The sequence below is a fragment of the Streptomyces sp. NPDC001750 genome, from assembly GCF_042892615.1.
In the GTDB taxonomy this organism is placed as follows: Bacteria; Actinomycetota; Actinomycetes; order Streptomycetales; family Streptomycetaceae; genus Streptomyces.
In genome coordinates this window covers 1-23,505 of the sequence record NZ_JBIAUE010000054.1, presented here as the reverse complement: position 1 = coordinate 23,505, position 23,505 = coordinate 1, and the positions used below count along the sequence as shown (strand labels likewise).

General features: G+C 69.3%; 21 protein-coding genes and 4 pseudogenes. 12 read left to right on the top strand and 13 right to left on the bottom strand.

The annotated features are described in order from the left end of the window. Positions 1-387: 387 nt before the first annotated feature. The 6 genes from ACFYY6_RS36970 (at position 388) to ACFYY6_RS36945 (ending at position 4,012) form a co-directional block, all read left to right on the top strand. Positions 388-843 carry a carbonic anhydrase gene (locus ACFYY6_RS36970; protein WP_388652945.1) on the top strand — a complete coding sequence of 152 codons (456 nt, stop codon included), beginning with the start codon at positions 388-390 and terminating at the stop codon, positions 841-843. A 328-nt stretch (positions 844-1,171) separates the two neighbouring features. Continuing rightward, positions 1,172-1,510: an MBL fold metallo-hydrolase gene (locus ACFYY6_RS36965; RefSeq protein ID WP_386609319.1), complete on the top strand. Its 339-nt coding sequence runs from the start codon at positions 1,172-1,174 to the stop codon at positions 1,508-1,510. Next, a complete protein-coding gene (locus ACFYY6_RS36960; RefSeq protein ID WP_389197579.1) occupies positions 1,462-1,752 on the top strand; it encodes a hypothetical protein in 291 nt (96 codons plus the stop codon). The genes ACFYY6_RS36965 and ACFYY6_RS36960 overlap by 49 nt, the downstream gene beginning before the upstream one ends. After that, positions 1,749-2,000, top strand: a complete 252-nt coding sequence (locus tag ACFYY6_RS36955) for a hypothetical protein (RefSeq protein ID WP_351525862.1) — start codon at positions 1,749-1,751, stop codon at positions 1,998-2,000. Before ACFYY6_RS36960 ends, ACFYY6_RS36955 begins: the two co-directional genes overlap by 4 nt. Positions 2,001-2,753: 753 nt before the next feature. Next, on the top strand, positions 2,754-3,581 hold the full coding sequence (locus tag ACFYY6_RS36950) for an alpha/beta fold hydrolase (RefSeq protein WP_389197577.1): 828 nt from the start codon (positions 2,754-2,756) through the stop codon (positions 3,579-3,581). A gap of 74 nt (positions 3,582-3,655) precedes the next feature. Further along, the gene (locus ACFYY6_RS36945; protein ID WP_389197575.1) at positions 3,656-4,012 is read left to right on the top strand and encodes an alcohol dehydrogenase catalytic domain-containing protein; all 357 of its coding nucleotides are present in this window, start codon (positions 3,656-3,658) and stop codon (positions 4,010-4,012) included. A 13-nt stretch (positions 4,013-4,025) separates the two neighbouring features. Here ACFYY6_RS36945 and ACFYY6_RS36940 read toward each other — a convergent pair whose 3' ends face one another. The 4 genes from ACFYY6_RS36940 to ACFYY6_RS36925 all read right to left on the bottom strand — a co-directional run bounded on the left by ACFYY6_RS36940 (position 4,026) and on the right by ACFYY6_RS36925 (position 9,010). Continuing rightward, positions 4,026-5,033, bottom strand: a complete 1,008-nt coding sequence (locus ACFYY6_RS36940) for a group II intron maturase-specific domain-containing protein (protein ID WP_389197573.1) — start codon at positions 5,031-5,033, stop codon at positions 4,026-4,028. A gap of 299 nt (positions 5,034-5,332) precedes the next feature. Continuing rightward, positions 5,333-5,896 (bottom strand): group II intron maturase-specific domain-containing protein, encoded by a 564-nt coding sequence (locus ACFYY6_RS36935; RefSeq protein ID WP_389197571.1) that lies wholly within the window; start codon positions 5,894-5,896, stop codon positions 5,333-5,335. Positions 5,897-6,579: 683 nt separating this feature from the next. After that, entirely contained in the window at positions 6,580-7,329 is a 750-nt protein-coding gene (locus ACFYY6_RS36930; RefSeq protein WP_389197569.1) for a DUF1963 domain-containing protein, read from the bottom strand. Between the two features lie 136 nt (positions 7,330-7,465). Continuing rightward, positions 7,466-9,010, bottom strand: a complete 1,545-nt coding sequence (locus ACFYY6_RS36925; protein WP_389197567.1) for a ricin-type beta-trefoil lectin domain protein — start codon at positions 9,008-9,010, stop codon at positions 7,466-7,468. A 201-nt stretch (positions 9,011-9,211) separates the two neighbouring features. On the opposite strand from ACFYY6_RS36925, the gene ACFYY6_RS36920 reads away from it, so the two are divergent. After that, positions 9,212-9,517, top strand: a complete 306-nt coding sequence (locus ACFYY6_RS36920) for a hypothetical protein (RefSeq protein ID WP_351525693.1) — start codon at positions 9,212-9,214, stop codon at positions 9,515-9,517. A 282-nt stretch (positions 9,518-9,799) separates the two neighbouring features. Here ACFYY6_RS36920 and ACFYY6_RS36915 read toward each other — a convergent pair whose 3' ends face one another. The 7 genes and pseudogenes from ACFYY6_RS36915 to ACFYY6_RS36885 form a co-directional block, all read right to left on the bottom strand. Continuing rightward, positions 9,800-9,967, bottom strand: a complete 168-nt coding sequence (locus tag ACFYY6_RS36915; RefSeq protein WP_389197565.1) for a hypothetical protein — start codon at positions 9,965-9,967, stop codon at positions 9,800-9,802. After that, a complete protein-coding gene (locus ACFYY6_RS36910; protein ID WP_389197563.1) occupies positions 9,967-11,493 on the bottom strand; it encodes a trypsin-like peptidase domain-containing protein in 1,527 nt (508 codons plus the stop codon). The genes ACFYY6_RS36915 and ACFYY6_RS36910 overlap by 1 nt, the downstream gene beginning before the upstream one ends. 46 nt (positions 11,494-11,539) lie before the next feature. Beyond that, positions 11,540-11,914: a CU044_2847 family protein gene (locus ACFYY6_RS36905; RefSeq protein WP_386609299.1), complete on the bottom strand. Its 375-nt coding sequence runs from the start codon at positions 11,912-11,914 to the stop codon at positions 11,540-11,542. Positions 11,915-12,316: 402 nt separating this feature from the next. Beyond that, positions 12,317-13,182 (bottom strand): annotated as a pseudogene (locus ACFYY6_RS36900) (transposase); the annotation flags it as partial. A 69-nt stretch (positions 13,183-13,251) separates the two neighbouring features. Continuing rightward, positions 13,252-13,671: an SRPBCC domain-containing protein gene (locus ACFYY6_RS36895; RefSeq protein WP_389197561.1), complete on the bottom strand. Its 420-nt coding sequence runs from the start codon at positions 13,669-13,671 to the stop codon at positions 13,252-13,254. Continuing rightward, positions 13,668-13,982 carry a metalloregulator ArsR/SmtB family transcription factor gene (locus ACFYY6_RS36890; RefSeq protein WP_351524781.1) on the bottom strand — a complete coding sequence of 105 codons (315 nt, stop codon included), beginning with the start codon at positions 13,980-13,982 and terminating at the stop codon, positions 13,668-13,670. Before ACFYY6_RS36890 ends, ACFYY6_RS36895 begins: the two co-directional genes overlap by 4 nt. A gap of 116 nt (positions 13,983-14,098) precedes the next feature. After that, the gene (locus ACFYY6_RS36885; RefSeq protein WP_389197559.1) at positions 14,099-14,347 is read right to left on the bottom strand and encodes a hypothetical protein; all 249 of its coding nucleotides are present in this window, start codon (positions 14,345-14,347) and stop codon (positions 14,099-14,101) included. A 564-nt stretch (positions 14,348-14,911) separates the two neighbouring features. Here ACFYY6_RS36885 and ACFYY6_RS36880 point away from each other — a divergent pair. From ACFYY6_RS36880 to ACFYY6_RS36865, 4 genes and pseudogenes are all read left to right on the top strand, one after another. Further along, positions 14,912-15,746, top strand: a pseudogene (locus tag ACFYY6_RS36880) (CPBP family intramembrane glutamic endopeptidase). Between the two features lie 22 nt (positions 15,747-15,768). After that, positions 15,769-16,834, top strand: a pseudogene (locus ACFYY6_RS36875) (sensor histidine kinase). Between the two features lie 242 nt (positions 16,835-17,076). Continuing rightward, positions 17,077-17,406: pseudogene (locus tag ACFYY6_RS36870) on the top strand (response regulator transcription factor); the annotation flags it as partial. 102 nt (positions 17,407-17,508) lie between these two features. After that, positions 17,509-18,615: a DUF1877 family protein gene (locus ACFYY6_RS36865; RefSeq protein WP_389197557.1), complete on the top strand. Its 1,107-nt coding sequence runs from the start codon at positions 17,509-17,511 to the stop codon at positions 18,613-18,615. 31 nt (positions 18,616-18,646) lie between these two features. Here the strand turns inward: ACFYY6_RS36865 and ACFYY6_RS36860 are convergent, their stop codons facing one another. Both ACFYY6_RS36860 and ACFYY6_RS36855 read right to left on the bottom strand, forming a co-directional pair. Beyond that, positions 18,647-19,495, bottom strand: a complete 849-nt coding sequence (locus tag ACFYY6_RS36860; protein ID WP_389197555.1) for a class I SAM-dependent methyltransferase — start codon at positions 19,493-19,495, stop codon at positions 18,647-18,649. A 435-nt stretch (positions 19,496-19,930) separates the two neighbouring features. After that, positions 19,931-22,435: an SdrD B-like domain-containing protein gene (locus ACFYY6_RS36855; RefSeq protein ID WP_351631927.1), complete on the bottom strand. Its 2,505-nt coding sequence runs from the start codon at positions 22,433-22,435 to the stop codon at positions 19,931-19,933. A 139-nt stretch (positions 22,436-22,574) separates the two neighbouring features. On the opposite strand from ACFYY6_RS36855, the gene ACFYY6_RS36850 reads away from it, so the two are divergent. After that, positions 22,575-23,369, top strand: a complete 795-nt coding sequence (locus tag ACFYY6_RS36850; RefSeq protein ID WP_389197553.1) for a hypothetical protein — start codon at positions 22,575-22,577, stop codon at positions 23,367-23,369. Positions 23,370-23,505 lie beyond the last annotated feature (136 nt).

The window sequence follows — 23,505 nt, the reverse complement described above, 5'->3', positions numbered from 1 at the left end:
GTCCGACAGACCGAGCAGGAACTGGAGCACACAGACGGTGGCCAGCTGAGCGGGCGAAAGCCCCGGGCGACCGTCACGCGGATACCAGTCGGCGAAGTCCTCGTCCCGCCACAGTCCGCCCAGGTGATCTCTCACCCACATCGCCGTTGTCCCGCCCGGGTTACTCGCCCGAGCCATCTGCACGGTCAGAGAAGGAACTTGCTCACCAGAACGCGGGCGGAGCGACAACGGGCACCTCGACAACTGCATCGGTCCTTGAACAGAGTCGAGCATGCCCGTTGATCATGCTGCCCCGCCGGGGATCCTCAAGATCCCCGACAGAATCAGCCCTTAGCCAAGCGGAACGCCGGGTTCGCCGACGGCGGGTCATTCGCCAACCTCAAGCTCATGCCGAGTGGCAGTCTGACAGTCATCGGATGCGTCGACCCTCGTGTCGACCCGTCCGACGTGCTCGGGCTCAAGCTCGGCGAGGCAGCGGTGATCCGCAACGTCGGAGGGCGGGTCACGCCCGCGACACTCCGGACGCTGGAGATGCTCTCGAAGGTCGTCCAGGCCCGCATGGGCGGCCCTCGCCCGGGCGACGTCCACTATGCGGTTCTGCACCACACCGACTGCGGGATCACGGACCTGGCCGCGTTCCCCGAGCTGCTGGCCGATTACTTCGAAGCTCCGGCCGGAGACCTGGACGCCAAGGCGGTCACCGACCCGGTCGCCGCCGTCCGCGTCGACGTCGAAATCCTCAAGCAGAAGCTTCCGGCCGGAGCCTTCGTCTCAGGGCTCGTGTACGACGTGGCCACCGGCCACATCGACGTCGTCGTCCCGCCCACGCGAATGGAAGCATGACGCCGCACGGCGCCTGCGGCCGGCGCGACCGCCGTGGGCCCGCGGCTTGTACCGAGAACTGCATTCCTGGCCGGTCGTATCGACCGGGAGGCACTTTCTGGCATGTGCGACGACCACGGGCACTCGGCGGCCGAGGCGGCGTGGTCAGCGCCTCGCGCCGCGGAGGGACCGGCTGTCGACCCGGTGAGGCTGCCCGAGATCGACGAGGTCAGGGCCACGACGATGGTCGACAACACCTTCGACGCCCTACTGGCCCTGCCGAAGGCGTCACCCGGGCGCCGGGCGGACCGCCGCGCGGCAGTTCGCCAGCGGCGAGGCCCTCGCGGGGCTGCGTGCCGAGCACGGCTTCTCGGCCCTGGTCACCGTCCACAGTGGGAACGCGAGCAGCACGCTGCTGTTCGATACCGGCGCGTCGCCGGACGGGCCGGCTGTGATCGCCGAGCGTCTCGGCATCGATGTCGGTGGCCTCCAGGGCGTGCTCAGCCACGGACACTTCGACCACACGGGCGGCTTCGACGGCCTGGCCCGGCTGCGCGGGCGCTCCGGCCTGCCGCTGACCGTCCACCCCGCGGTCTGGACCCGCCGCCGCCTGGCACTCCCGCCGGCCAGGGTCTGGAGATGCCCACGCTGTCACGGGGTGCCCTGGAACGCGAAGGGTTCGAGGTGATCGAGCGGCGGCAGCCGTCGCTGCTGGCCGAGGGCACCCTGACCACCGGCGAGGTGGACCGCGTCACCGAGTTCGAGCACGGCATCCCGTCGGCACACCAACCCTGGGACGGGAACGGTTGGCGACACGACCCCGCCGATATCAACAACCAGTCACTCGTCATCAACCTGCGCGGCCGGGGACTCGTCATCATCACCGGGTGCGGCCACGCCGGAGTGGTCAACATATCCGGCACGCCATGAGACTGACCGGCGTCAGCAAATTGCTGGCCCTCATCGGCGGCTTCCACCTGAGCGGCCCCGCCTTCGAGCCGGTCATCGGCCCGACGGTGGCCGCGCTCACCGAATTCGCACCCGAGCTGATCGTCCCCGGTCACTGCACCGGCTGGCGTGCCCAGCACACCCTCGCCGCAGCCCTCCCGGACGCGTGGGTGCAGACCAGCGTCGGAACCACCTACACACTCAGCGCCCCACAGGCGGGTAAAGCCTGATCCGGCTCAGCAGTCCCGGTTCAAACGGTGCAACAGGAAGTGCAGGGTCGGCGGTACGTGAACGGGCTGTTGGGGGTACCTCGGATGGCACCCGGGGCGGTGGAAGCCGGCCGGCTCCCGAGTGTGCGGCGAATCGGGAAGGACGAGACCGGCAGTCTCTCGTCCAGGCGAGTCCGGCTGACGAGTAGACGGCCGGGCTGCGCAGAACCAGTCGGATGTCCGGGGCTTCCGGCGATGTCGCCGTGGCGGTGGTGGTGCCGTCCGGGTCAGCAGCCAGAGCAGTCCGTCCAGCGGGCCGCCTATGAGCGCGGTGTAGGTCTGCTGGTCCTGGCCATACACGCGGCCGCGCAGCAGCCGCTCATCGCCGTTCATCCGTCCAGCGTTCCAGCCGCCACCGACAACAGAGGCCGCACGGCGACGGGCCCGGCCTGGACGGAGGAGGCAGGGCTGGCTGTCCGCCGCCCAGGACAATGCCTGCCACCGGCCGCTGCCCCCACGGGCCCGACCGAGTACGGAGCCTGCTGACAGCGTTGTCGCGCACCCGTCGTTCCCTGTCCGGTCGCCGCGGTTTGCCCGGCGCGCTGGAGTGGGGCTTTGCGGGTAGCGTGATTGATACGACGTGCTCATCGGCCGCTCCCGCTGCCGGCCTCTCCGTCGCCTTTCCGCTGCTGGTCGTGGCGTGACATTCCCATTGCGGCCCGGGTGCTGAATTCTCATGAAGCGTCAACTTCGGACAAGTTTGGAGGGGCGATCATGGCCTTCGCCACTGCCAAGGACGGCACGCAGATCTATTTCAAGGACTGGGGATCGGGTCGCCCGGTGGTCTTCTCCCACGGCTGGCCGCTGATCGCGGACACGTGGGATCCGCAGCTGATGCTGATGGCGGACAACGGCTACCGGGTCGTGGCCCACGACCGGCGCGGGGGCGGACGCTCGGGCCAGCCCTGGAAGGGGAACGACCTCAACACGTACGCCGAAGATCTCGCCTCCGTCATCGAGGCCCTCGACCTCCGCAACATAATCCTGGTCGGTCACTCGACCGGTGGCGGAGAGGTCACGCGCTACATCGGCCGGCACGGCACGGGCCGTGTCGCCAAGGCGGTCCTGCTGGGTGCGATCCCCCCGTTGATGCTCAAGACGGATGCGAATCCGGAGGGGCTGCCGATCGAAGTCTTCGACGAAATCAGGAAAGGCGTGCTGACAGACCGTTCCCAGTTCTACAAGGACCTCAGTGCCCCCTTCTACGGCGCCAACCGCGAAGGAACGACCGTCTCCCAGGGGACCCGCGACGAGTTCTGGCTCTGGAGCATGACGGTCAGCATCAAGGCCGCCTACGACTGCGTCAAGGCGTTCTCGGAGACCGACCTCACCGAGGACCTGAAGACGTTCGACATTCCCACGCTGATCATTCACGGCGACGACGACCAGATCGTTCCCATCGCGGCCTCCGCGGAGAAATCGTCACAGCTCGTCAAGGACGTGACCTTCAAGGTCTACTCGGGTGCTCCACACGGTCTGTCGATGGTTCCCGAGTTCGCGGATCAGTTCAATGCCGACCTCCTCGAATTCGCCCGCGGCTGACCAGGTGGTTTCGGGCGCTCCGATGGAAGCCAGGATGCCGGTATCAGCATCGCTCTTGTCTCATGCCTCGCTGCATGCGCGCGCTCGTGGCCGTAAGGGCCGGCGAGCACGTCGATGTCCTTCGGCTGGAATCCCGGCCCGTTCCCACGCCGGAGGCTGGTCAGGCGCTGATCCGTGTGAAGGCGACTCCGATTCACGCCAGTGATCTGCACGTGCTGCGTGGCCGCTACGGTTTCTCCCCCGAGTTCCCCGTTGTCGGGGGCCACATGGAATGCGTGGGCCGCATCGATGCCCTGGGCCCTGCTACAGAGGGGCTGAGGGCCGGTGAGCGCGTGGTGGTCGCTGCGGTCCCGGCGGTACCCGGGCCCCCTGTGGCCGGCACCTGGCAGGAATACCTCGTTGCCGACACGCGAAGGCTTCTGCCGGCGTGAAGAGTGGTGCCCGTCATAGTGAGGGCACGGCCAGTCTCGGGGGCTTGGGGGTAAGCGGGCGAGGTCCTGTGCTGGCCCCTGGAAGACTGGGGTGGTGAGTGTTGTACATCGCCGGGCACTCGGGCCCGGTACCGATCGCCCCTTGCCCGAGCCGCCTGTCCGGGACCCTCGGACCCTGACCGCCGCCGAGCACGCGGCGGCCGGTGACTGGACCGCCGAGCCCGCCCCTATCTCTCCTCCGGCCGAACCGAGCGGGCGTCGGCGCCCGCTCGGCGCCGGCCCCGCCGACCCCGGCACCGCATCCGGGCAAACCTGACCGGCTTTCCCTGCGCGTGCCCGCCGACCGCGACCTTGCAGTGGGCATCCTGAACCTGCGCGGGATGACACTCGCCGGACGGCTCCAGGACAAGGCCGAGGGCAAACGCGAGGCACAGCGGCACACCGACTCCGCATGGTCTGGGGATGCTCCGCCAAGGACCGGGACATGCCGGACGATCTTCGTCCAGGAGAACTTGGTGAGGTAGGCGCCGCTGTCGCGGTCGCCGAACACCCACCGGTCCTGCCGGGACTTGTGGAACTTACCGAAGTACCGGGTCGCGACCCAGCCCCTCGACTTGTTCGGGTGCGAACGTCTGGCCCACCGATAGGTGAGGTGCCAGACGTGGTGGTCCAGGCCGGTGAAGACCCGGCCGGAGACCACGCTCCGGTAGTAGGCCGACCATCCCCGGACAACCGGGTTGAGCCGGAACACCACCGCGGCCGCGTTCGCGCCGTGCATAGAGCGCACGTCGGCGGTGAGCCGCTTCCGGAACCGCTTGACCGACTCCTTGCTGGGCGTGATGAGCAGCTTTCCGCTGCCTTGCCGATCGACTCGGCGGCGGATGTCGAATCCCAGGAACGAAAACCCGTCCTCAACGTGGACGATGCGTGTCTTGTCCTCGTTGAAGCGGAGTCCCCTCGGCTCCAGCCACGCCGTGAGACTGGCCTTGGCCTGTTCGGCCTGCTCGCGGCTGTGGCACATCACCACGTAGGGTCGACCCGAGGCGCGGTACTGGCCTTTCGACCAGCCCGTTTCCTCGGGCCGCCCTCCGAACCCGGCGTGCCTATTGCTAGTGCCGCATCAGGCAACGTTCGCCCCGTCGCGACGCCCGGCACGCCCTCTCGCCGCACCAGCCGAAATCCCAAGTACATCCAGTACGAGGGCTTCCGGCCGGCACACCGAGAGCACGTACCGGACGCGCTCCTTGACGGGCAAACGTTGCCTGCCGCGGCACTAGTCGGCGGGCTCTCCACAAGCCCCTTCGGGCACACGAGTTTTCCTCATGCTGTGCTCGGCCACGGAGAGGGAATGGCCGCTCCCCGGTAGCGGTAGCGGGTTGTCCGCACCGCGGCTGGGTTGAACAGCTTCTTCTCTCCGTCGACGGGCCACCAGCCGCCCCGGCAGTACCGGCGGCGGAGTTCCTTCCAGCTGGTCTTACGGTGCTTTCGCCGGAGCAATCCGAAGATCTGGCGCCATACGACAGCGCGCAGGAACTCGAAGGTCCGGTGGGACACCCCCGGCCGGAAGTAGGCGGTCCAGCCCCGCAGCAGCGAGTTGAGCTGCTTGATCAGAGCTTCGAGCGGCAGGTTCACGTCCTGCCAGCAGATCGCCTTGATCTTCCCGGCGCACGACCTTACAGCCTTCTGCGCTGGGTAGGTGTAGACGTAATACTTGCTGGTGCCTCGCTTACGGTGACGCTGGATGCGCCAGCCGAGAAAGTCGAGACCTTCGTCGATGTGGAGCACCCTCGTCTTGTCCATCGCGAGCCTCAACCCGAGCCCGGACAGCACCTCGGCCACCTCGTCGAGGAGGGCTTCGGCATGCGCCCTGGTGCCAGACACCATGATCGCGAGGTGAGTCGGCGGCGGGAATCTCACCCGCCGCCGCTCGCAGAACCGTGCGGGAGCCTCTCGGCTCACACGGCTCCCATCGCCCAGCCGTCAGGCTTGAGACCGAACTGCCAATGGGCGAAGAGATTTGGGTAGCGGCGGGCGGTGCCCGCCAGGCGCGCTCGGACTACTACGGAGCCTCCGCCCCGCCCCACGGCCGTGAGCCGGCCACGGACCTGCCCACTGCTGAGGCCAGCAGGAAGGGCGACCGGGGACGGTTCCCACGTTCACCACTCAACCGATCGACGAGGGAGGTGCCCAACTGTTGCCCCGGCAGCATCGCCATGACTACGCCGCAGTCATTCACCATGGCCTCCCCACCGGCGACTTCCCCCGGCTTCGGAGTTGGACGACCCGAAGGACGCCCACACACTGCCGACCAGCCCATATCCACCAGATTTGAGCTGGCACGCCGTTTACGGAACTTTGGCACTGGTTCCTCTCGTACACCTTCTCGTCTTGCTCGCCGAACCCACGCCGTCTGGCAGTGCCGACGCGTCCCGGCGTTGTCAGGGCTGCTTCCCACCCTCCCCGGCGTCTCCCGGATCAGGCTGCCCTCAGCCGGGGAGCCCCTTCCAGACGCGACGCCGACGCCTCATTGATCGTTCGCAGGCCTCCCAGCCATCCGGGGGAACGAGTCAGCAGGGTGCCAGGTAGTACCCGAGGTTCTCGTAACGGCGGGCCGTGATGTCCTCCCGCGTTCCCGCGAAGGCCAATATGGACGTTTTTTCGAATTCATCTCCGGAGACACTGAGAAAATGAGTCACACCGTCTTTTTCTGGTGGATTCTGAAAATATCGCGTGTGGCCACCAAGACGGATTCGCGCCACATCGGCGCCATTGATGAGATGACTCATATCGTCAATGAATGTGTCTATTTGGTTCGCGCCTGAGGGGTTATGTTCGGTAAACTCGAGTGCGCCAGGGATGTCGCCCCAGTTGTCGATGTGCCAGGCGACCAAGGGGTAGAGCGGAACCGGCTCGTAGACGGGCCAGTCCTCGTCAACAATCCTCGGTTCCCGCTCGGTGGTCTCGGTACCGGCGGGGATGTGCAGGAGGACGGGGGCGTCGAAATCGTCGAAGTCGCTGAACAGCACCAGGTGGCCGTCCTGCGGAAGATCAATGTCCAGGACGGCCCTGGGCAGTGCCGCACAGTCGATAGTGGCGAGGTGCGGATGGTCGCTGTCGGGCCACTCCATCCCCTCGGGCAGCCTGGGCAGGCCGCCCGCCATGGCCGCAGGCCGGACGCCTTCCTGCCACAACGACCCGTCGGCCTCGCACAGGCTGATCGAGGGGCGCAGATGTCGTAAGGCCTCCTCGACCACAGCCTCGGGAATGCCCCGCTTGCGCCCGAGTGCATCAATTCTTGTCCGAAGGTTCGCTTCCATGACCGGTACTGTGCCAGGCACCTCTGACACAGCAGAGCGCCGCCCGCCGGGGCGGAGACGCGGTAGGGGCTGCCCGCGCGATCCGGGCCGCGTCCCTCGTGGTGGGCCCGTCAGCGCCCCTGGTCCGGCCGCGCCATCAGTACTCCTTCGCCCAGTGCTGGGTCCTCTTCGAGGGCTCGCAGGACGCCAGGACCGGCCAGGTGGCGCTTTCGTCGAGACACTGGCTGCTGGACAGGTTCACGATGGTGCTGTTGGTACCCGTGCGCCAGCTCTGGCCGGTTTTGGAGCCGCAGTCGGCCAGGTACAGCACGTTGACGTTGACAGTCAGGCACTTGCCGGCGGACTCGTTGTACAGGGTGTAGGAACCGCCCGAGCCGGCCTTTGCGGTCCAGTTGGCCACCGGGCTGTCCGTGCAGGTGGCGAACACGACGTTGAGGTAGCTCGCGGTCAGGCACTGGCCGTAGCCGACGTTCCTGAGCCGGAAGTGGCCGCTGGGCGTGGGGGGTTTCGGCGAGGTCGCGCCGGACGTCCCGCCGGAACCGCCGGAGCCGCCCGCGTCACCCGACCCGCCAGTGGTCTTGCCACCGGTGGCGTCCCCGCCAGTGGCGTCCCCGCCGGAGGCGTTGCCGCCCGTGGCATTGCCTCCGGTGGCGTTGCCGCCCGTAGCGTTGCCGCCCGTGGCGTCCCCACCGGAAGCGTTCCCGCCCGAGGCGTTGCCGCCCGTGGCGTTCCCACCGGACGCGTTGCCGCCGGAGGCGTTGCCGTCGTGCGCGGGTTCGCCCCCGGCTGTGGGAAGCGTTGCGGAGGTTCCGGCCGAAGGGGTGTCGCTGGGGGGACGGCTTGTGCCGGAGGTGCCCTTGGCGTCGGGGTCGCCGTGCAGCTGGGTGCCGGCGTAGACGGCGAGGGAGACGACCAGGGCCCCGGCTGCAACCAGGGCGAGGACGACGAGTCGCCGCCGTTTGGTGCCATGGCCGGCGGGCGGCGGGAGCGGCGGAGCGGGTTCGTGGGGGTGGTGCGTATGCGGACCGCCCTGGTCAGTGCCGGGTTGCCATTTCTCCAGTTGCTGGTCGCTCTCGTACGTCGTGAGGTCGGCTCGGATCTGGTCCCGCTGGGTGAGGGCTGCTTTCCTCTTTGCGGCCCGGTCCTGGTTCTGGCTGTTCAGTGAGTCGATCTGCTGCTGCAGAGTGATCCGGCGCCGACGTTCCCCGTCCCGGTCTTCGCGCAGTGTCTGCAGTTCCTCAGTGAGCGCGGTCACTTTCTCCAGGGCGGCGTTCGTCGCGTCGTTCAGCTCGCGGATCAGGAGGGTGTTCTGGTAGTCGAGGAGCATCTGGCGGTGGACGTTGTGCGGGTTGGCCCGCGCGCAGTACAGCTTCAGCAGCTCGCCGTACTGGTGCAGGAACACCGCTGCCGGCCCGTCCTGCAGATTCGCGCGTTCCTGTGCTTCCTTGATCAGTACCTCGACGAAGCGCAGGGGCGGGATGTTGGGCCCTTCACGCTTCGGGGTCTGCCAGGTGGCGACCTTCCCCTTCCCGAAGTTGTGCATGTCCGCCAGCGCGTTCGTCGACAGGCCGGTCTTCTCGACGAGACCGCGCACCGTCTTCTTGAAGCTGCTGAGTGCTTCCCACAGCCTCTCCTCCTCGTCCCCGCCGTCGAAAACGTCTAATAATCGCTGGTCAGCCACTGGTTCTCACATCCGAAGAAAGTCCGGCACGGGGCAGCGTTCTACCGCGCGTGCGTACCACGATCCCGCTGGTCTCTAGTACTTCCCGTGACCACATTCCCGCTGGTCGCCCCCGCACCGTGTGCGGGGACAAGACGGGGACGTCCCTCCTGGTGCTCGGCCGACTCCAGGAGGGCGGACCAGAGGTGAAAGGTCCTGCACATGTACGGCCACGACCCACTGCTCATCATCCTGCTCCTGGTCCTCGCCGGCCTGGGCATCGGCTGGATCCAGCACCGCTGGCCCGCCATCGGGGAAACGATCGACGTCGCCACCAAGGTCCTCATCACCCTCATCGGCCTGCTCATCTTCGCCAGCAACGGCACAACCGAACAGAACACACCCACCACACCCGCACCCGCACCATCCATGTCAGCGACCTCAACAGACCACGACCGGGCCCGCTCCGGCGCAGCAGCAGACCGACGACACCCGGACAGCACTGCCACAGGCCCAAACCGACCGTGAACGGACCCCGCCAGACAGCTGGGCCGGCATCACCGGGCAGACAGTCCGGCACGAACACCCCGCAAGCCCTCAGTGCCCGCAGCCTGCCACACCCACCCAACAACCGACGCCCACAAACCGCCGCACGCCTCCTGAGCCACGAACACTAACCGTCCCGGACCCGGGAGCCCCAACGCAACTGACGAACGCTCAGAGAGGCGTTCAGAAAGGCCCCCGGGCCGCTCCTGGGGTAACCACAGCCAGCCGTTCGCCTCCCATTCGGGCCTCCGTCAGGAGGTAGCGCTAGACGGTGACGGGCAGCCCGTTCTTCTCCATGAGGTGAGAGGTCCAGTCCAGGAGATCGGCCCGGGTACGGAGCTTCACGGAGAAGACGCGGTAGCGTCTGCCCGCGCGACCCGGGTCGCAACCCTCGTGGTGAGCCCGCCAGCGCACCGGTTCCGGCCACGCCATCAGTACTCCTTCGCCCAGTGCTGGTTCGACTTCGACGGCTCGCAGGACACCAGGTACGGCCAGGTGGCGCTCTCGCCGAGACACTGGCTGCTGTACAGGTTCACGAAAGTGCTGTTGGTACCCGTGCGCCAGTACTGGCCGGTTTTGGAGCCGCATTCTGCCAGGGACAGCATGTTGGCGTTGACAGTCAGGCACTCGCCGGCGGACTCGTTGTACAACATGTAGGAACCGCCCGAGCCGACCTTTGCGGTCCAGTTGGTCGCCGGGCTGTCCGCGCAGGTGGCGAACACGACGCCGCCTACGGTCACGGCCAGGCACTTGCCGTAGCCGACGTTCCTGAGCCGGAAGTGGCTGCTGGGCGCGGGGGGTTTCGGCGAGGTCGCGCCGGACGTCCCACCGGACCCGCCGGAGCCGCCCGCGTCACCCGACCCGCCCGTGGCATTCCCGCCGGTCGCGTTCCCGCCCGTGGCATTCCCGCCGGTCGCGTTCCCGCCCGTGGCGTCCCCGCCGGTCGCGTTCCCGCCCGTGGCATTCCCGCCGGTCGCGTTCCCGCCCGTGGCGTCCCCGCCGGTCGCGTTCCCGCCCGTGGCGTCCCCGCCGGTCGCGTTCCCGCCCGTGGCGTCCCCGCCGGATGAATTGGCGTCGTGCGCGGGTCCGCCCCCGGCTGCGGGGAGCGTCGCGGAGGTTCCGGCCGAAGGGGTGCCGCTGCCGGAGGTGCCCTTGGCATCGTCGGGGCCGCCGTGCAGCTGGGCGCCGGCGTAGACGGCGAGGGAGACGACCAGGACCCCAGCTGCCACCAGAGCGAGGACGAGTCCCCGCCGCTTGGCGCCACGGCCAGGGGGCGTGGCCGGCCTCACGTGCGGGGCGAGTTCGGGAACTTCCTTCAGCAGCGTTCTCACCCGTAGGACGAACGCCTGCTGAGCCTCACGTACCGGCTGCGCCGCCACCATCATCCCGACGGCGGCGCCCAGTTCGTTATCCCAGACAGGACTTCCGCTGAAGCCTCCCTTGACATACACGGCCTCACCGTTGGCACGCGAGAGCTGGATCCAGCCCTGGCGCGTGGGCCCCCGGAACCTGCCGCTGTGCCAGATTCCATCCGGGTGGTCGTCGGTGAAGCCCACTGCACGCGCGTCGTGGTCCCATACACCGCGTTGCGGGTCGATCACGGGAAGCGGACGGGCTCCGGGAATCCGGTTGCGTAATCGCAGCACGGCGATATCACCGGTCTGATCGGGCCTGACCGGGATCCAGCGCTGGACCTCGGCACAGTGGTCGCCCCCGTCGACGCCGTCGGCGTTCCCGGCCAGCGGCACGTCGACCGTGACCTCGGTGTCAGCCTCAACCATGGCCTCCCGGAGCCGGTCCAACGCGTCCGACACCACATGGGCACAGGTCAGCACCAGATCCGGAGCAATGAGGAAGCCCGCGCCGCCGATCGCGCCGTCCGGGCCCTTGACTCGGACAACCGCCGAGACCAGTGCCGGCTCCGCCTCCTCGGCATCCCGCCCCTGAATCCCCGTCACCGTGACCTCCGCGCTACCGAGTCCCCCGTTGCGTGTCCTGGCCGAATCAACCACCCTGCAACGTATCTCCGTTGGAGTCTCTCGCATCCCCCCTGTTCCAGGTCAGGCTTACGGAGAAATTGGCGGCTGTCGCCGTGCTGGCAATCACCACGTCCGCCTCAGCCGACAATGACACCCCGAACTCCAGCGTGATCTCGTCCGGCGCGTTCGCAAGCCCCTTGAACCGCCCCACAAAGCTCTCCGCCACGGGGCGTACGGCGTCCAACATCTGCCCGAACGACCGTTCGGCCCTCGCCACGGAGCGGCCTGCCCGGCCCACGCGGACGAGTGACTCGTCCACCTCCCGGATCTGAACACGCACAAACTCTTCGCTGCCATCACCCAGAGGCACTTCCACCGTATGGACAGAACGGTCGCTCATGACTCTCCCCCACTACTCGGAAACTGGAAATCCTAGCGGCATCCGCGCTTCACAGGGGCGACGCAGAAAGGCCCAACCACACTGCCCCGCCATTAAGATGAGACAAACCGTCGTACAGAACGGCGGTACCGTTGCCCCAGCAGCCGTCGGCGGAACTCAGGAATCCGCCAACCTGTCCGCCTCACCGCATCGAGCCGCACATCCTGCAATCGCCAGTCCCAGACCCGGCCACCCCCCACACCCCAACTACACCCCCACGAAACGACAGCGCCCTGGGGTGGCCCGGGCCACAGGACCGGTGCCGCTACGTCGCCCCGGCCAAGGACCGGGCAATGCGGAACTGCTGCTCGGCCTTGTCCGGGTGGCCCGCAGCCGCGTAGGTGTGTCCGAGCCGGACGCAGTGGCGGCATTCTCGCCGGCGTCGGTGACGGCCTGCTCGTCGGTGGTGCCGGCGCGTTGCTGGTGGCGTCGCTCCTTGTCCTCGGCGTGGCGGCGAGCCTTGTCGGCGGCCTCGGCCTCGATCTGCGCGCGGGCGGCCTGAAGCCTGGCCAGGCGCTTCTCGCGCCAGTCCAGTTCGGCGGGCAGGTCAGCGTCCTTGCCGTCGACACCGAACCTCTGGTCCTCGGCTTTGTCGGTGGCCTCGGCGTCGGCAGCAGAGCGGCGGCCTTCGCCTCCAGTTCGGCGATCTCGGCTTCGATCCGCTCTTCCTTGTCGACCAGGCGGCCGTAGCTCATCGCCTTGTGCTTGGAGGCGTTGGCCTCCAGTTTTGTGCCGTCGAGGGCGACGCGTCCCATCTTGACCATGCCGAGCTTCTGGGCGAGGTGCAGGGACTGGGTGAAGAGGTCGGCGAGCGCGTCCAGGTGACGGCGGCGGAACCGGGCGATCGAGCGGAAGTCCGGGACCTGGCCAGCGGCCGGGAACCGGAACGCGACATCGTCCACGCATTTGCGCTCGATCGCCCGGGAGGAGCGCACTCCGGTGGTGTAGCCATAGATCAGCAGCCGCAGCATCAGTCGCGGGTCGCAGGGTGGGTAGCCGCGCTTGTCGGTGTAGTCGGCCAGCACCAGGGAGAGGTTGAGCCCCTCGTCGACCAGGTCCGCGACGAACCGCGCGAGGTGGCCCTCGGGCAGCCAGTCGTCCAGCGACGGCGGCAGCAGGACCTGATGCGGGTCGAACGCCCGGAAGGTCTTGTCCACCGCCGCCGGACGGCCCTGCAGCCGCCTCACTTCGCCCGACTCGACTTCGAACAGCCCATCCCCACTGCGCATCCGGCCATCATCCCGCACCAGTGATCATGAGACACAGAAGGGTAGTCATTCCCTGACGGCGATGGGGTCCTACTGGGTTGCCGCGGCGAGGGCCGGCTCGATGCGCTGCAGGACATCCGGCCATCCACGTCCCATCCCTTCAAGCGCGGCCTTGCCCAGCGGGGAGTCCAGGTCGAATCCGGCGTGTTCGAGGAGCAGGCGCGTGCCGCACCCCTCCGGGTGGAGCTGCCAGGTGATCGCGGTGTCCAGGGAGCCCGGCGCGAAGCTGTAGCGGAGCAGGCGCTCGGGCTCGACGGCGAGCACCTCGCACGCCTGGTGCCCCCAGGTCCCCATATCCAGGGTGAAGCGGTGGCCCACGACGGGCCGCACATCTCCGGCGGCCCACCACTTCGCGTGCAGGTCGGGGTCGGTCAGAGCCCTCCAGACCGCCGGGGGCGAATGGGCGATGAACTGGTCGCAGCGGATGACGCTCGGGTCGGTGGTGGTCACGGGTTCTCCTCGTCGATCAGGTCGGCCAGCGCCCCCATCCGGGCGCGCCAGTAGTGCTCGAAGGGATGCAGCCACTCACCGACCTCGGCAAGTGGCTCCGCCTCGAGGTGGTAGTAGCGATGCCGCCCCCGTGGCTCCTCCCGCACCAATCGCGCGTTCCTGAGCACCGACAGATGCTCGGAGACCGCGGGCCTGCTGAGCGCGAACTGACCAGCGAGATCACCCGCCGCGCGCGGACCATCCCGCAGCGCCTCCAGCAACCTGCGCCGCACCGGATTGGCCAGCGCGCTGAACACATCGACTACCGCCATGCCCACCACTATGCGTCGGAAGAATCCGACGTGTCAACTTTCTCCGACGCATCTACGGAGCGACAGGCCGCAGCAGTCGCACGACTGCGACCGCTTCCCATTACTGACCCACGCTCCTAGGCGACGTCGTCGGAGTCGGGGTCGGGATCGGGGTCGGGGTCGGGGTCGCAGACGGTACCCGGCGCCGCGACGGCGAGCAGCTGGGCGATGCGCTCCCATTCCGCGAGCTCCGCCAGGCCGCGGACGTCGTCGGCCAGGTCCTCGTGCCCGGACGGCGCGCAGTGCGCCGGGGCGGCCAGGGCGTGGTCGTCGTCTGGTCCTTCTTCGCCACGTGCTCTCCGGGTTGATCGGCAGCCGTCCGTCATGGAGTTGGACGCCCGGGCATCAAAGTGAGTCCCTCAAGCGGGGAATCTGATGAGTTTCAGGTGACTGCCAAGACAGCCGCACCGGCCATACCGGCCGCTCCACTGTCACAGAACGTCACAGCCTCGAAGCGTCGCGAACGGCCGTTCTGCGCAGGCCGGGATCCCGCCGCTCTCAGCAGGTCGAGTGACCACCGACGTCGAACGTCAAGCCGAAGGTGCGGGGGATCCGGGCCGGGGAGACCCCCTGCTTCGGCCAGGCAGGTGTTCGCCGCGGGCGCGGGGACGAGGTCGTGTGCGTCGCGGGTCGGCAGCGAGTCCCGGGTCTGCCAGGCGCAGGCGGACAGCAGGTCCGCTGCCGGACCCGTCTGAGGTTCGGGCCGGGTGGGATGGGCGTGCGTTCTGGTCCCGGGGCCGGGCGCGGGGAGCTGTCCCCCGTGAGAGCTACGTGCAGGTTTCCACTGTGAGGTGACGATTCCTGATCACCGTTTCCATAGCGTTCAGTTCAGCCGCGCCCCGGCGCGGACCGGACAAGGAACCGGAAACGGAACCGAAGAAGGAGTCGTCGTGAAACTGGTGTGGCAGATCCTGGCCGTGGTCGCGGTCGCTGCGGTCGGCGGTCAGAGCGTCACCGCAGTGCAGGACAACCCGTGGCTTTCGCTCCTGCTGGGCGGCCTGACGGTCGTGCTCTCGGTGTTCGTCTACCAGTGGGTCGTGGGGCGCACCGAGCGGCGTCAGGTCACGGAGCTGGCCCGGGAGGGAGCGCGGGGGTCGCTCCTCCGGGGCCTGGCCATCGGTGTCGCGATGTTCGGGTGCGTCATCGCGAACATCTACTTCCTCGGGGACTACGAGGTCCACGGCTTCGGCTCGCTGACCGGAGCGATCGGGCTGGTCGGCTTCATGGCAGGCGCCGCCGTCACGGAGGAACTGATGTTCCGAGGCCTGCTCTTCCGGCTCGTGGAGTCGAGGTCTGGGCACGTACATCGCGCTGGCGCTGTCCGGTGTGGTGTTCGGCGCGGCCCATCTGCTCAACGAGGACGCCACCCTGCCGGGTGCCGTCGCCATCGCGATCGAGGCCGGCGGCATGCTCGCTGCCGCGTACGCCGCCACCCGCTCCCTGTGGCTGCCGATAGGCCTGCATTTCGGCTGGAACTTCGCGGAGTCCGGCATCTTCGGCGCCGAGGTCTCGGGCAACGGCGACACGCACGGCCTGCTGGACGCCTCGACGTCGGGCGCCGAGCTGATCACGGGCGGCGAGTTCGGCCCGGAGGCAAGTGTGTACTCGGTGCTGTTCGGTGCGCTGCTGACGGTCGCCTTCCTGTGGTTGGCCCGCCGTCGCGGCCACATCGTTCCCCGGCAGCGTGCCGAGCGCGTCAACGCCCTCGCTAAACTCGTCCGGTGATGAGCTTTCAGGGGCCGTCCAGGTGTGGCGCCGGCTCGACGTCACCGTCCGCGACCTTCCGCTCGGGATACTGTTCCTGGTCACGTCGTTCCTGCCGGGACTGCGCGGCCACGGGACGGAGGTCCGGGACCTGCCGACCCGCCCCTTCGACGCGCTCGCCGTGGTGGGCCCTCGCGCTCGAAAGCCTCCCGCTCGTGGTGCGCCGGCGGTGGCCGGTCGTCTGTCTCGCCCTGGTGACGTGCGGCTTCGCTCTCGACCAGTTGCGCGGCTACCACTCGGCCGCCGGCACCGCACTGCCCATCGTGCTGATCAGTGCGGGATCCCATCTGGAACACCGCCGGCGCACCACCGTGATCCTTCTCTCCGTGGCGTACGTGCCGCTGGCGATCGCGCTCTCCCGGTTCGGTTCGGGCGGCGAGACGCCGGAGGAGTTCGTGACGTTCTACCTGGTGCTGGCCCTGGCTTGGCGGGCCGGGGCGTGGCTGCGTTCCACCCGGGTCGCGGAGGCCGAGCGCCGTGAGCGCGTCGCGGCGGAGACCCGCACCGCCGAACGCGCCCGGATCGCCCGCGAGCTGCACGACGTGGTGACCCACCACGTGACCGCGATGGTCGTACAGGCCGAAGCCGCCCGCTACCTGACCGCCGCACCCGAGCGGCTCGAGCAGTCCCTGACCGCTGTCAGCGACACCGGCCGCCGGCAGGGTCCTCACCCTCGTCGAGCAGACCCGCCGGGCCGGACAGCCGGTGGACTTCACCGAACAGGGAACACCACCGGAATCGACCGGCAGCGCCGACCTCGTTGCCTACCGGGTGGTCCAGGAAGCACTGACCACGCCCTCAAGTACGCTCACGGCAGCCGGACTTCCGTCCAGGTACGGCACGCCGAAAGGAAGATCACCGTGGAGGTCAGCACGGACGGAACCGGCTCACGCACCGCCGCTGCCGTCGGCGGTGGACGCGGCCTGGTCGGCCTGCGCGCACGTGTCGACGTTCTGGGCGGCGACTTCAGCGCCAGCAGCAGCACAGATGGCGGCTTCACGGTCCGGGCACGCATCCCCGTCGGCAGCACCACGTCATCCACGCGATGATCCGCACCGGCACCCTCTACGAACCGCGCGCCCTCGACCTCGCCGCCTGACATCCACGTCACCCCTACCTCTTCCAGACCGCCGCACCCGTCACCGGCACGACCATCCCCGCCGCGTCGGCCATCAGGCTGCTCGCACCGCACCCGATCCGCCGGGAACGTCCCGCTTCGCGGCACGTTCCCGAAAACCAGCACGAACGCCTACGAACCAGCCCCGCCAGGGTTGACGAAACAGATAGGGGCACCCCCCCGGACCGGCTGCTTCACGGCATCCGGACCGTGGCCACCGGCGCGGCCCTCCTCGACCCCGACGTGACACGCCGGCTCGTCGGCCGCTACGCCGCCCGCATCCGCCCCGCCGAGCACACCCCCCGCGACCTTCCCCTCACCCCCCGCGAACTGGAAGTCCTCCGCCTCATCGCGGACGGCCTCTCCAACAGCGAGATCGCCGCGGCCCTCGTCATCAGCCAGGAGACCGTCAAGACCTTCGTCTCCCGCATCCTCACCAAGCTCCAGCTCCGAGACCGCGTCCAGGCCGTCGTCTACGCCTACCGCCACGGCCTGACAACCTGACGCCGCCGTACCGGCGGTGGCGCGTCGGGAACATGACGTCGGACGTCTGCCACCTCGGCCGCGGTGTTGTCGCTATGAGGGGCAGACCGGGTCGGTTCGCGGATGTTGCTGTTCACCGAGGTGCCGGAGGACCCGGAGCCGTTGTGGCTGTGGCTGAACGAGCAGGGTCTGCCGCTCGTGCCGCACTCGTGGAACGGGGTGTTCGCCACGGCGAACCGGCGCTGCCGCGCGGAGCTGACCCCGGCGGACGCCTCAGCGGATCCACACCGGGTGTACGCGCCGTACGCCACCCCGTACTCGGCGCGTAACTCGTTCGCGTTGTTCATGCTGGTCGTTCTCAATCACGTGATGGACCAGCGGTACGGGCTGAGTCCGGCAGAGCGGCGGGAGTTCCGGTTGCTGTACGGCGATCCGTGGTTCCTGGTCCAGGGGCTGTTGGGGCACGCGACCCGGCAGATGACAGCGGAGCGCTACCTGGCGCCGGTGCGGCATCTGCAGCTGGAGGCGTTGTTGTCGGCGGCCTCGGCTCCGTTGGACGGGCCGGTGGCGGGGATGGACGCGGTGTTCGCCCGGCTCGCGCACGAGGCGAGCGGGATCCAGGACATCGAGGCCGCGATGGCGCCGGCCGCGCCCGCCGCCCGTCCGCGGTTCCGGGCCGCGCTGTTGCGGATCGAGGCCAACTGGCGGGTGCTGAAGGCGTGGCGGGCCAGCCGCACCCGGGCTGGCGAAGTTGATCAGGCGCTGGGCGAAGTGCTGGAGCCCCCCGCCCTGCCCGCCACCCTCGCGTACATCGAGGACACCCTGGAGTCCGAGGACGGGGAGTTCACGCCCCTGCGGACCGGGGTCCGCCATTTCTCCACCTACCAGGCGTGGCACCTGCTCGACTTCCTGCTGCGGCGCGTGGACTTCCCCGTGAACGTCGTCCACGGGGAAGAAGCGCTCGGCGAGGCCGACGACTGGGGCTACGGCCCGCCGCACCACCTCCCGGCGGACCGGGTCCGCCTCGCCGCCGAGGTGCTGAGCGGTCTGACATGTGACCGGCTCCTCGACGGCGTCGACCCGCGCGACCTGACGGCGGCGGAGATCTACCCGCCGGGCTGGGAGGAGCCCGGCGCACTCGACTGGGCCAGGAACTGGTTCACCGGCCTGACCGCGTACTTCGAGGCCGCCGCCCGGGACGACCACACGGTCGTCGTCTGGCTGGACTGATCCGGCGTCGGCCTCGGCCTCGGCGGCGGTGTCACGCCGACCGGGTCGCGGTGACGACGTAGTAGTCCAGGACATGGTCCTCGTAGGCGCGCAGGAAGTTTCGGGGCCAGGTGCCCGGGGCCCACCACTGGGCGAGCCACAGGTCCCAGCCCGGCCAGACGTCCGAGCCGATCGACTCGACGTGCACCCGCTTGAGTCCGGCCGCCGTGAACGCGTCCGCGAGCGCCTGCACCGGACGGGCGATGTCCAGGCCGTTCGCGTACGTCTCCAGGAGCCGGGCCGGCTCCTCGGTCCGGCCGGGCGCGTCGTCCGCGGTGAAGAAACTGGTAACGGCCAGCCGGCCGCCCGGCCGCAGCACCCGCGCCGCCTCCGCCGCGAAGGCCTCCAGGTCCGGGAAGTGCTGAGCGGCCTCGACGCTGATGAGCGCGTCGAACTCGCCGTCCGCCATGGGCATGCGTTCCGCCGCCCCCCGGACGAACCGCAGCCGCTCCCCGTCCGTCGCGAGCAGACCGGCCTGGGCATCGCGCGCCCGCTCCAGCTGGTGCGGGTGGATGTCCATGCCGGTGACCGCCGCGGGCCCGTACTCGCGCAGGGCGACCGCGCACCCCATGCCGAGGCCGCAGCCCACGTCGAGGATCCTCGAGTGTTCCGGCAGCTCGGCCGCGGCCAGGGAGTCGAGGACGTGCCGGTAGAGATCCTCCTGGCTGCGGACCCGCTCGGGCTCGCCGACCGGACGGTCCAGGTCGATGTCCCGCCAGTACCCGAAGTTGATGAATCCCCCGGCGAAGATCGGCTCCCGGCTCAGATCGACCGGACCGTACGTCTGCTCCACCATGGGCCCCATGGCGGGCACAGCCTGCCGCATGTCGTCGTCCGTCACCGTGCCGTACCTCCAGAGAACCCGACCCGAGCCGACCCGTCCGTACGCGATCCACCCCACCGCAAGAACTCCCCGCGCGACAGACGAGTAATGGCCAGGCTGAGATCTCGAGGCGATGACCCGTTTTCGGTCAGGAGGGCGTACGCGCGTGAGGAGAGGTACTCCGCCGCACCGAGTCACGGAGTCACCGAGTCACCGAGCGGCGGTCATGACGACGGGCCGGTGCGTCGCACCGGCCCGTCGCAGTGATGTCCGCAGCTATCCGTCAGTGGCCGACTGAAGCCGACCGGTCTGGTGGGCGCGCTGGTCGAAATGGAGCTTGTGGCCGCTGGGCTCCGCCGTCGCTCAGTCGCAGCGACCGTTGAGCCCGCGGCCGACTGACGGCCGGCGCCCCAGCCAGAACGGCTTGACAAGAAGATTAGGAATCGTGGGTGGTCAGTGGAGCCTGGATCGGCGCCTGCGGGTCACGAGGACGACCGCCGCGCCCGCCCCGACCAGCAGGGTGGTGAGCGCGAGGTACAGGCCAGTACGGGACGTACCCGTGTGGGCGAGGGAGCCCGAGCCGCCGTTCGGGACCGGGCCGGCGGGCGCCGTGGAGGCCGGCGGCGCCGACGGTGCGTGCGTCGGCGGGGTGCTGGTCGGCGGAGCCGAGGTCGTTGGAGTCGGGGTCGGCGGGGTCTTCTCGGGGATGTACACGCCGGCGTCGATCGTGTGGTCGACCTCTCCCGCCTTCGCGGGCGCCGTGACCGGCGCGGATCCGTCGCACAGCTGCCCGGTGGTCGGAGGCGTCACGTTGGAGTCGTGCGCCCGGTCGTCACCGGCCCGCGGGAGCGTGAAGCGCAGATCGGTGGCCGCCGGCTGGCCGGGCACCTGGCTGGTGTCCGCCGTGCACACGTCGAACTGCACGGTGTAGTCGGCACCCGGCGTGAGCTCGTACGCCGCCCCGACTCCGCCGAAGTAGTACTCGCCCGCGGCGTCGGTCTTGGTCGTGGCGACCTGCTTGCCGTCGGCGTCGAGCAGGTTGATCGTGGCGCCCGGCAGCAGGACGTGCCCGGGGTCCTGGATGCCGTTGTGGTCACCGTCGAACCAGACCACGTTGCCGATCTGGATCGGCGCGTTCGCCGCGGCGTACGCGATGTCGCCGAGGCCGCCGGCCTTGCCGAACCCGTTTCCGTCGACGAACTGGTACGCGTTGCCGTTCGGGTTGTTGCCCGGGCCGGCCCCGGTGGTGACGTCGTAGAAGCCGGCACCGGCGGTGCTGACGTGGACGGTCGGGTCCATCTGGGTGCTGATGACCCACTGCTGCTGCGGGATGTAGGCGACCGATCCGAGCGAGGTCTCCTGGTGCAGTCCGCGCTGGTTCGGGGCCGGGGTGGCCGCGCCGGAGAAGAAGTCGCCGGGGAAGTACTCGACGACGCCTTCCGCCTCCATGCCGTCGTTGGCGGGAGTCGCGTGGTTCGGGCAGTCCTCGGTGCCCTCCCAGGCGTACCCGCCGGTGGGCTTGGCGCAGGCCATGGTGATGTCACCGCCGGCCATGCCGCCCTGCGGGGTGTTCTTGTCGGGCCTCGGGTCGAGCCCGCCGGCGACGTCCATGAGCCGGTCGCGGAAGCCGAGGATCATCGAACCGTCGCGGGCGAAGGCCATACTGGCCAGCTCCGGCTGCGGACCGACCATCGTGGTGCCCACCACGCGGCTGTCCCAGGTCTCCAGGCGGGTGTCCCACGGGTTCCAGAAGCGGGACGCCTCGTGGTTCGGGAAGCCGACGTACACGTCCCCGCGCTCGGCGGTCAGCGGATGGTTCAGCACGGGGGTGAACTGCTTGCCGTCGTACGTGGAGACGACGGCCTTCAGGTCCGCGCGCTTCTGCGTGCTCTCCGCGCTGCACACGCCGCCGACGTACAGGGTGTTGTCGCGGACGGCCAGACCGGTCGGCCGCCAGTCGCCGGCCGAGGCGCAGCCCGGGTCGGGGATCGGCACCGTGGCCTTCGGCGCCGAGGCGCGCGCCCCGGTGGCGTCGAAGCTGACCAGGCTGCGGGTGAGCATATTCACCGCGTACAGCGTCGAGCCGTCCTCCGACAGGGCCAGGCCGCCGATGCTCTCCTTGCCCGGCGCGTCGATGAACCCGGCGTCCTTGAGCATGTTGGCGCTGTCGTGCGCCGTCGCCGTGGCGCCCGGCACCTTCGCGAACAGCGTCGGGGCGCCGCCGCCGTCGGCCGGCACGGCGTAGATCGCGTTGCCGCCCTCCGGCCCGTACGCGGCGAACCGCCGGGCGAACGCGGCCTGGAACAGCCGCTTGCGGTACTTGTCATAGGCCAGGCCCGTGGTCGTCCCCACCTGCTCCTGCGTGGCGAGCACGGTCGGGCAGGCCTTGTCTGCGGGGCAGGTGCCGCGGGCGTCCGTCCCGAACGCCACCAACGCCCGGGTGTCGCTCGCGCCGGGACCGGTCTGCACCGGTACGAAGTAACGGGTGTCCGGCAACGCGTAGTCGGCCGCGTCCCAGACCCCGGTGATCACCGAGTCGTCCTTGCCCTCGGAGACGTCCACGAACGACGTGAAGCTGTCGAAGTGGTTCTCCGCGGTGGAGGCGGGCGCCGCCCGCAGATAGCGGTCGTACGGCGCCGGGACGCTGACGTCGACGCGGTACCGGCCACCGGTCAGTTCGGCCGACGGGGGCACCACGACCTTGCCGGTGGCGTCCGTGGTGCCGGTGACGTGGTGGCCGGCCGGGTCGGAGACGTCGACCCTCATGCCCCGCTGGGGCACGTCCATGGTCGTGTTGATCACGCCGGTGCCGAAGAAGTCCCGCAGCACCTGGACCGTCAGTGTGCCGTCGGAAGTGGCGGCGCCGGCCTGTCCGGCGCCTGTCGCGATGGTGCCGGTGGCCCCACCGATCAGTAACAGACCGGACAGCCCCACGCGTGCCAGTCTTGGAATCGCCATGTACGGGCACTCCTCTTTGTCGTCCTATGTCCCTACGGACACAGCAACCGACCGCAATATCCCATAACTTGACGCATGATCAGGTCGGAAAGCGGAATTTACGGGTTGGGTGGGCGGGGGCCTGTTAGCATCCCGCCGCGTGCGGAGCATCAGAATCAGGCGAGGTCTCCCGCTGGTCGCGGCGGACCGGCGCGGCAGGAAGTGGCCCCGGGCGCGCTGGATGGCGGCCGCCGGCATCGGCGTCGCGGCTGCCGCGGCCCTCACGTCGGCCCTCGTCGGCGGCGGCGAGCCCGCCGTCCGTCGTGCGCTGACCTCGGACGAGGCGAACCGGCTGGCGGTCGCGCGGTTCCGTAACTACGAAGCGGAAGGCCGCGCGGTGACGATCACCGTGCCGGGCGCGGCCGGCGGGCTGGTCGTCACCGGATCCGTCGACTACCGCGCGAAGAGGGGGTACGGGGTGGTGCGCGGAACCGGACGCGACGCGTCCGGCGACGGCCTGATCGAGTGGACGGCCGCAACCGTCCGGTTCCACCCTCTGGCGGACGCCCCGGCGACCGCGCCGGCGTCGCCGCCCGCGACCGGCTGGTACGACCGTCCGCTGCGGACGACTGGCAACACCCTGGACAGTTCGCTGGCCATCGCCCTCGGCCTGGGCAGCGACCGCCCGGACAATGCCCAACTGCTGCCGCAGAACGGTGCCGCGTGGGTCGGGTCCGGCCAAGCGCGCGGCCGGCGGACGGACGTCATGACCGGCCCGGACGCCCGCGGCAAGGCGGGTACGGCGGACAGCGTGCGCTACTGGGTCGGCGAGGACGGCACCATGTACCGGGTGCAGGCCGACGTGGCCTCCGAACCGCGGCCGGTGGTCATCGAATTCGACACCCAGAAGTACGTCCCCGTCCGCCCGGCGCCGAAGGCGACGCCTACGCGGTGACCCCGGCCCCCGGCCCCGGCACTAGTACCAACACCATGTAGTTACTGATTTCGGCGTTTCGGGGTCTGGATTTGTGTCGGGAGGGGTGACGCGGTCCGTCCGGGCTGGTACGCCGGAGGCATGCGGTATCCGGACG

What these genes read in the sequence shown, in the direction of transcription:
- ACFYY6_RS36970 (WP_388652945.1), top strand. Translation starts at nt 388, where the DNA reads ATGCCGAGTGGCAGTCTGACAGTCATCGGATGCGTCGACCCTCGTGTC.
- ACFYY6_RS36960 (WP_389197579.1), top strand. Translation starts at nt 1,462, where the DNA reads ATGCCCACGCTGTCACGGGGTGCCCTGGAACGCGAAGGGTTCGAGGTG.
- ACFYY6_RS36955 (WP_351525862.1), top strand. Translation starts at nt 1,749, where the DNA reads ATGAGACTGACCGGCGTCAGCAAATTGCTGGCCCTCATCGGCGGCTTC.
- ACFYY6_RS36950 (WP_389197577.1), top strand. Translation starts at nt 2,754, where the DNA reads ATGGCCTTCGCCACTGCCAAGGACGGCACGCAGATCTATTTCAAGGAC.
- ACFYY6_RS36945 (WP_389197575.1), top strand. Translation starts at nt 3,656, where the DNA reads ATGCGCGCGCTCGTGGCCGTAAGGGCCGGCGAGCACGTCGATGTCCTT.
- ACFYY6_RS36940 (WP_389197573.1), bottom strand. Translation starts at nt 5,033, where the DNA reads ATGTGCCACAGCCGCGAGCAGGCCGAACAGGCCAAGGCCAGTCTCACG.
- ACFYY6_RS36935 (WP_389197571.1), bottom strand. Translation starts at nt 5,896, where the DNA reads ATGGTGTCTGGCACCAGGGCGCATGCCGAAGCCCTCCTCGACGAGGTG.
- ACFYY6_RS36930 (WP_389197569.1), bottom strand. Translation starts at nt 7,329, where the DNA reads ATGGAAGCGAACCTTCGGACAAGAATTGATGCACTCGGGCGCAAGCGG.
- ACFYY6_RS36920 (WP_351525693.1), top strand. Translation starts at nt 9,212, where the DNA reads ATGTACGGCCACGACCCACTGCTCATCATCCTGCTCCTGGTCCTCGCC.
- ACFYY6_RS36915 (WP_389197565.1), bottom strand. Translation starts at nt 9,967, where the DNA reads ATGGCGTGGCCGGAACCGGTGCGCTGGCGGGCTCACCACGAGGGTTGC.
- ACFYY6_RS36905 (WP_386609299.1), bottom strand. Translation starts at nt 11,914, where the DNA reads ATGAGCGACCGTTCTGTCCATACGGTGGAAGTGCCTCTGGGTGATGGC.
- ACFYY6_RS36890 (WP_351524781.1), bottom strand. Translation starts at nt 13,982, where the DNA reads ATGGCGGTAGTCGATGTGTTCAGCGCGCTGGCCAATCCGGTGCGGCGC.
- ACFYY6_RS36885 (WP_389197559.1), bottom strand. Translation starts at nt 14,347, where the DNA reads ATGACGGACGGCTGCCGATCAACCCGGAGAGCACGTGGCGAAGAAGGA.
- ACFYY6_RS36865 (WP_389197557.1), top strand. Translation starts at nt 17,509, where the DNA reads ATGTTGCTGTTCACCGAGGTGCCGGAGGACCCGGAGCCGTTGTGGCTG.
- ACFYY6_RS36855 (WP_351631927.1), bottom strand. Translation starts at nt 22,435, where the DNA reads ATGGCGATTCCAAGACTGGCACGCGTGGGGCTGTCCGGTCTGTTACTG.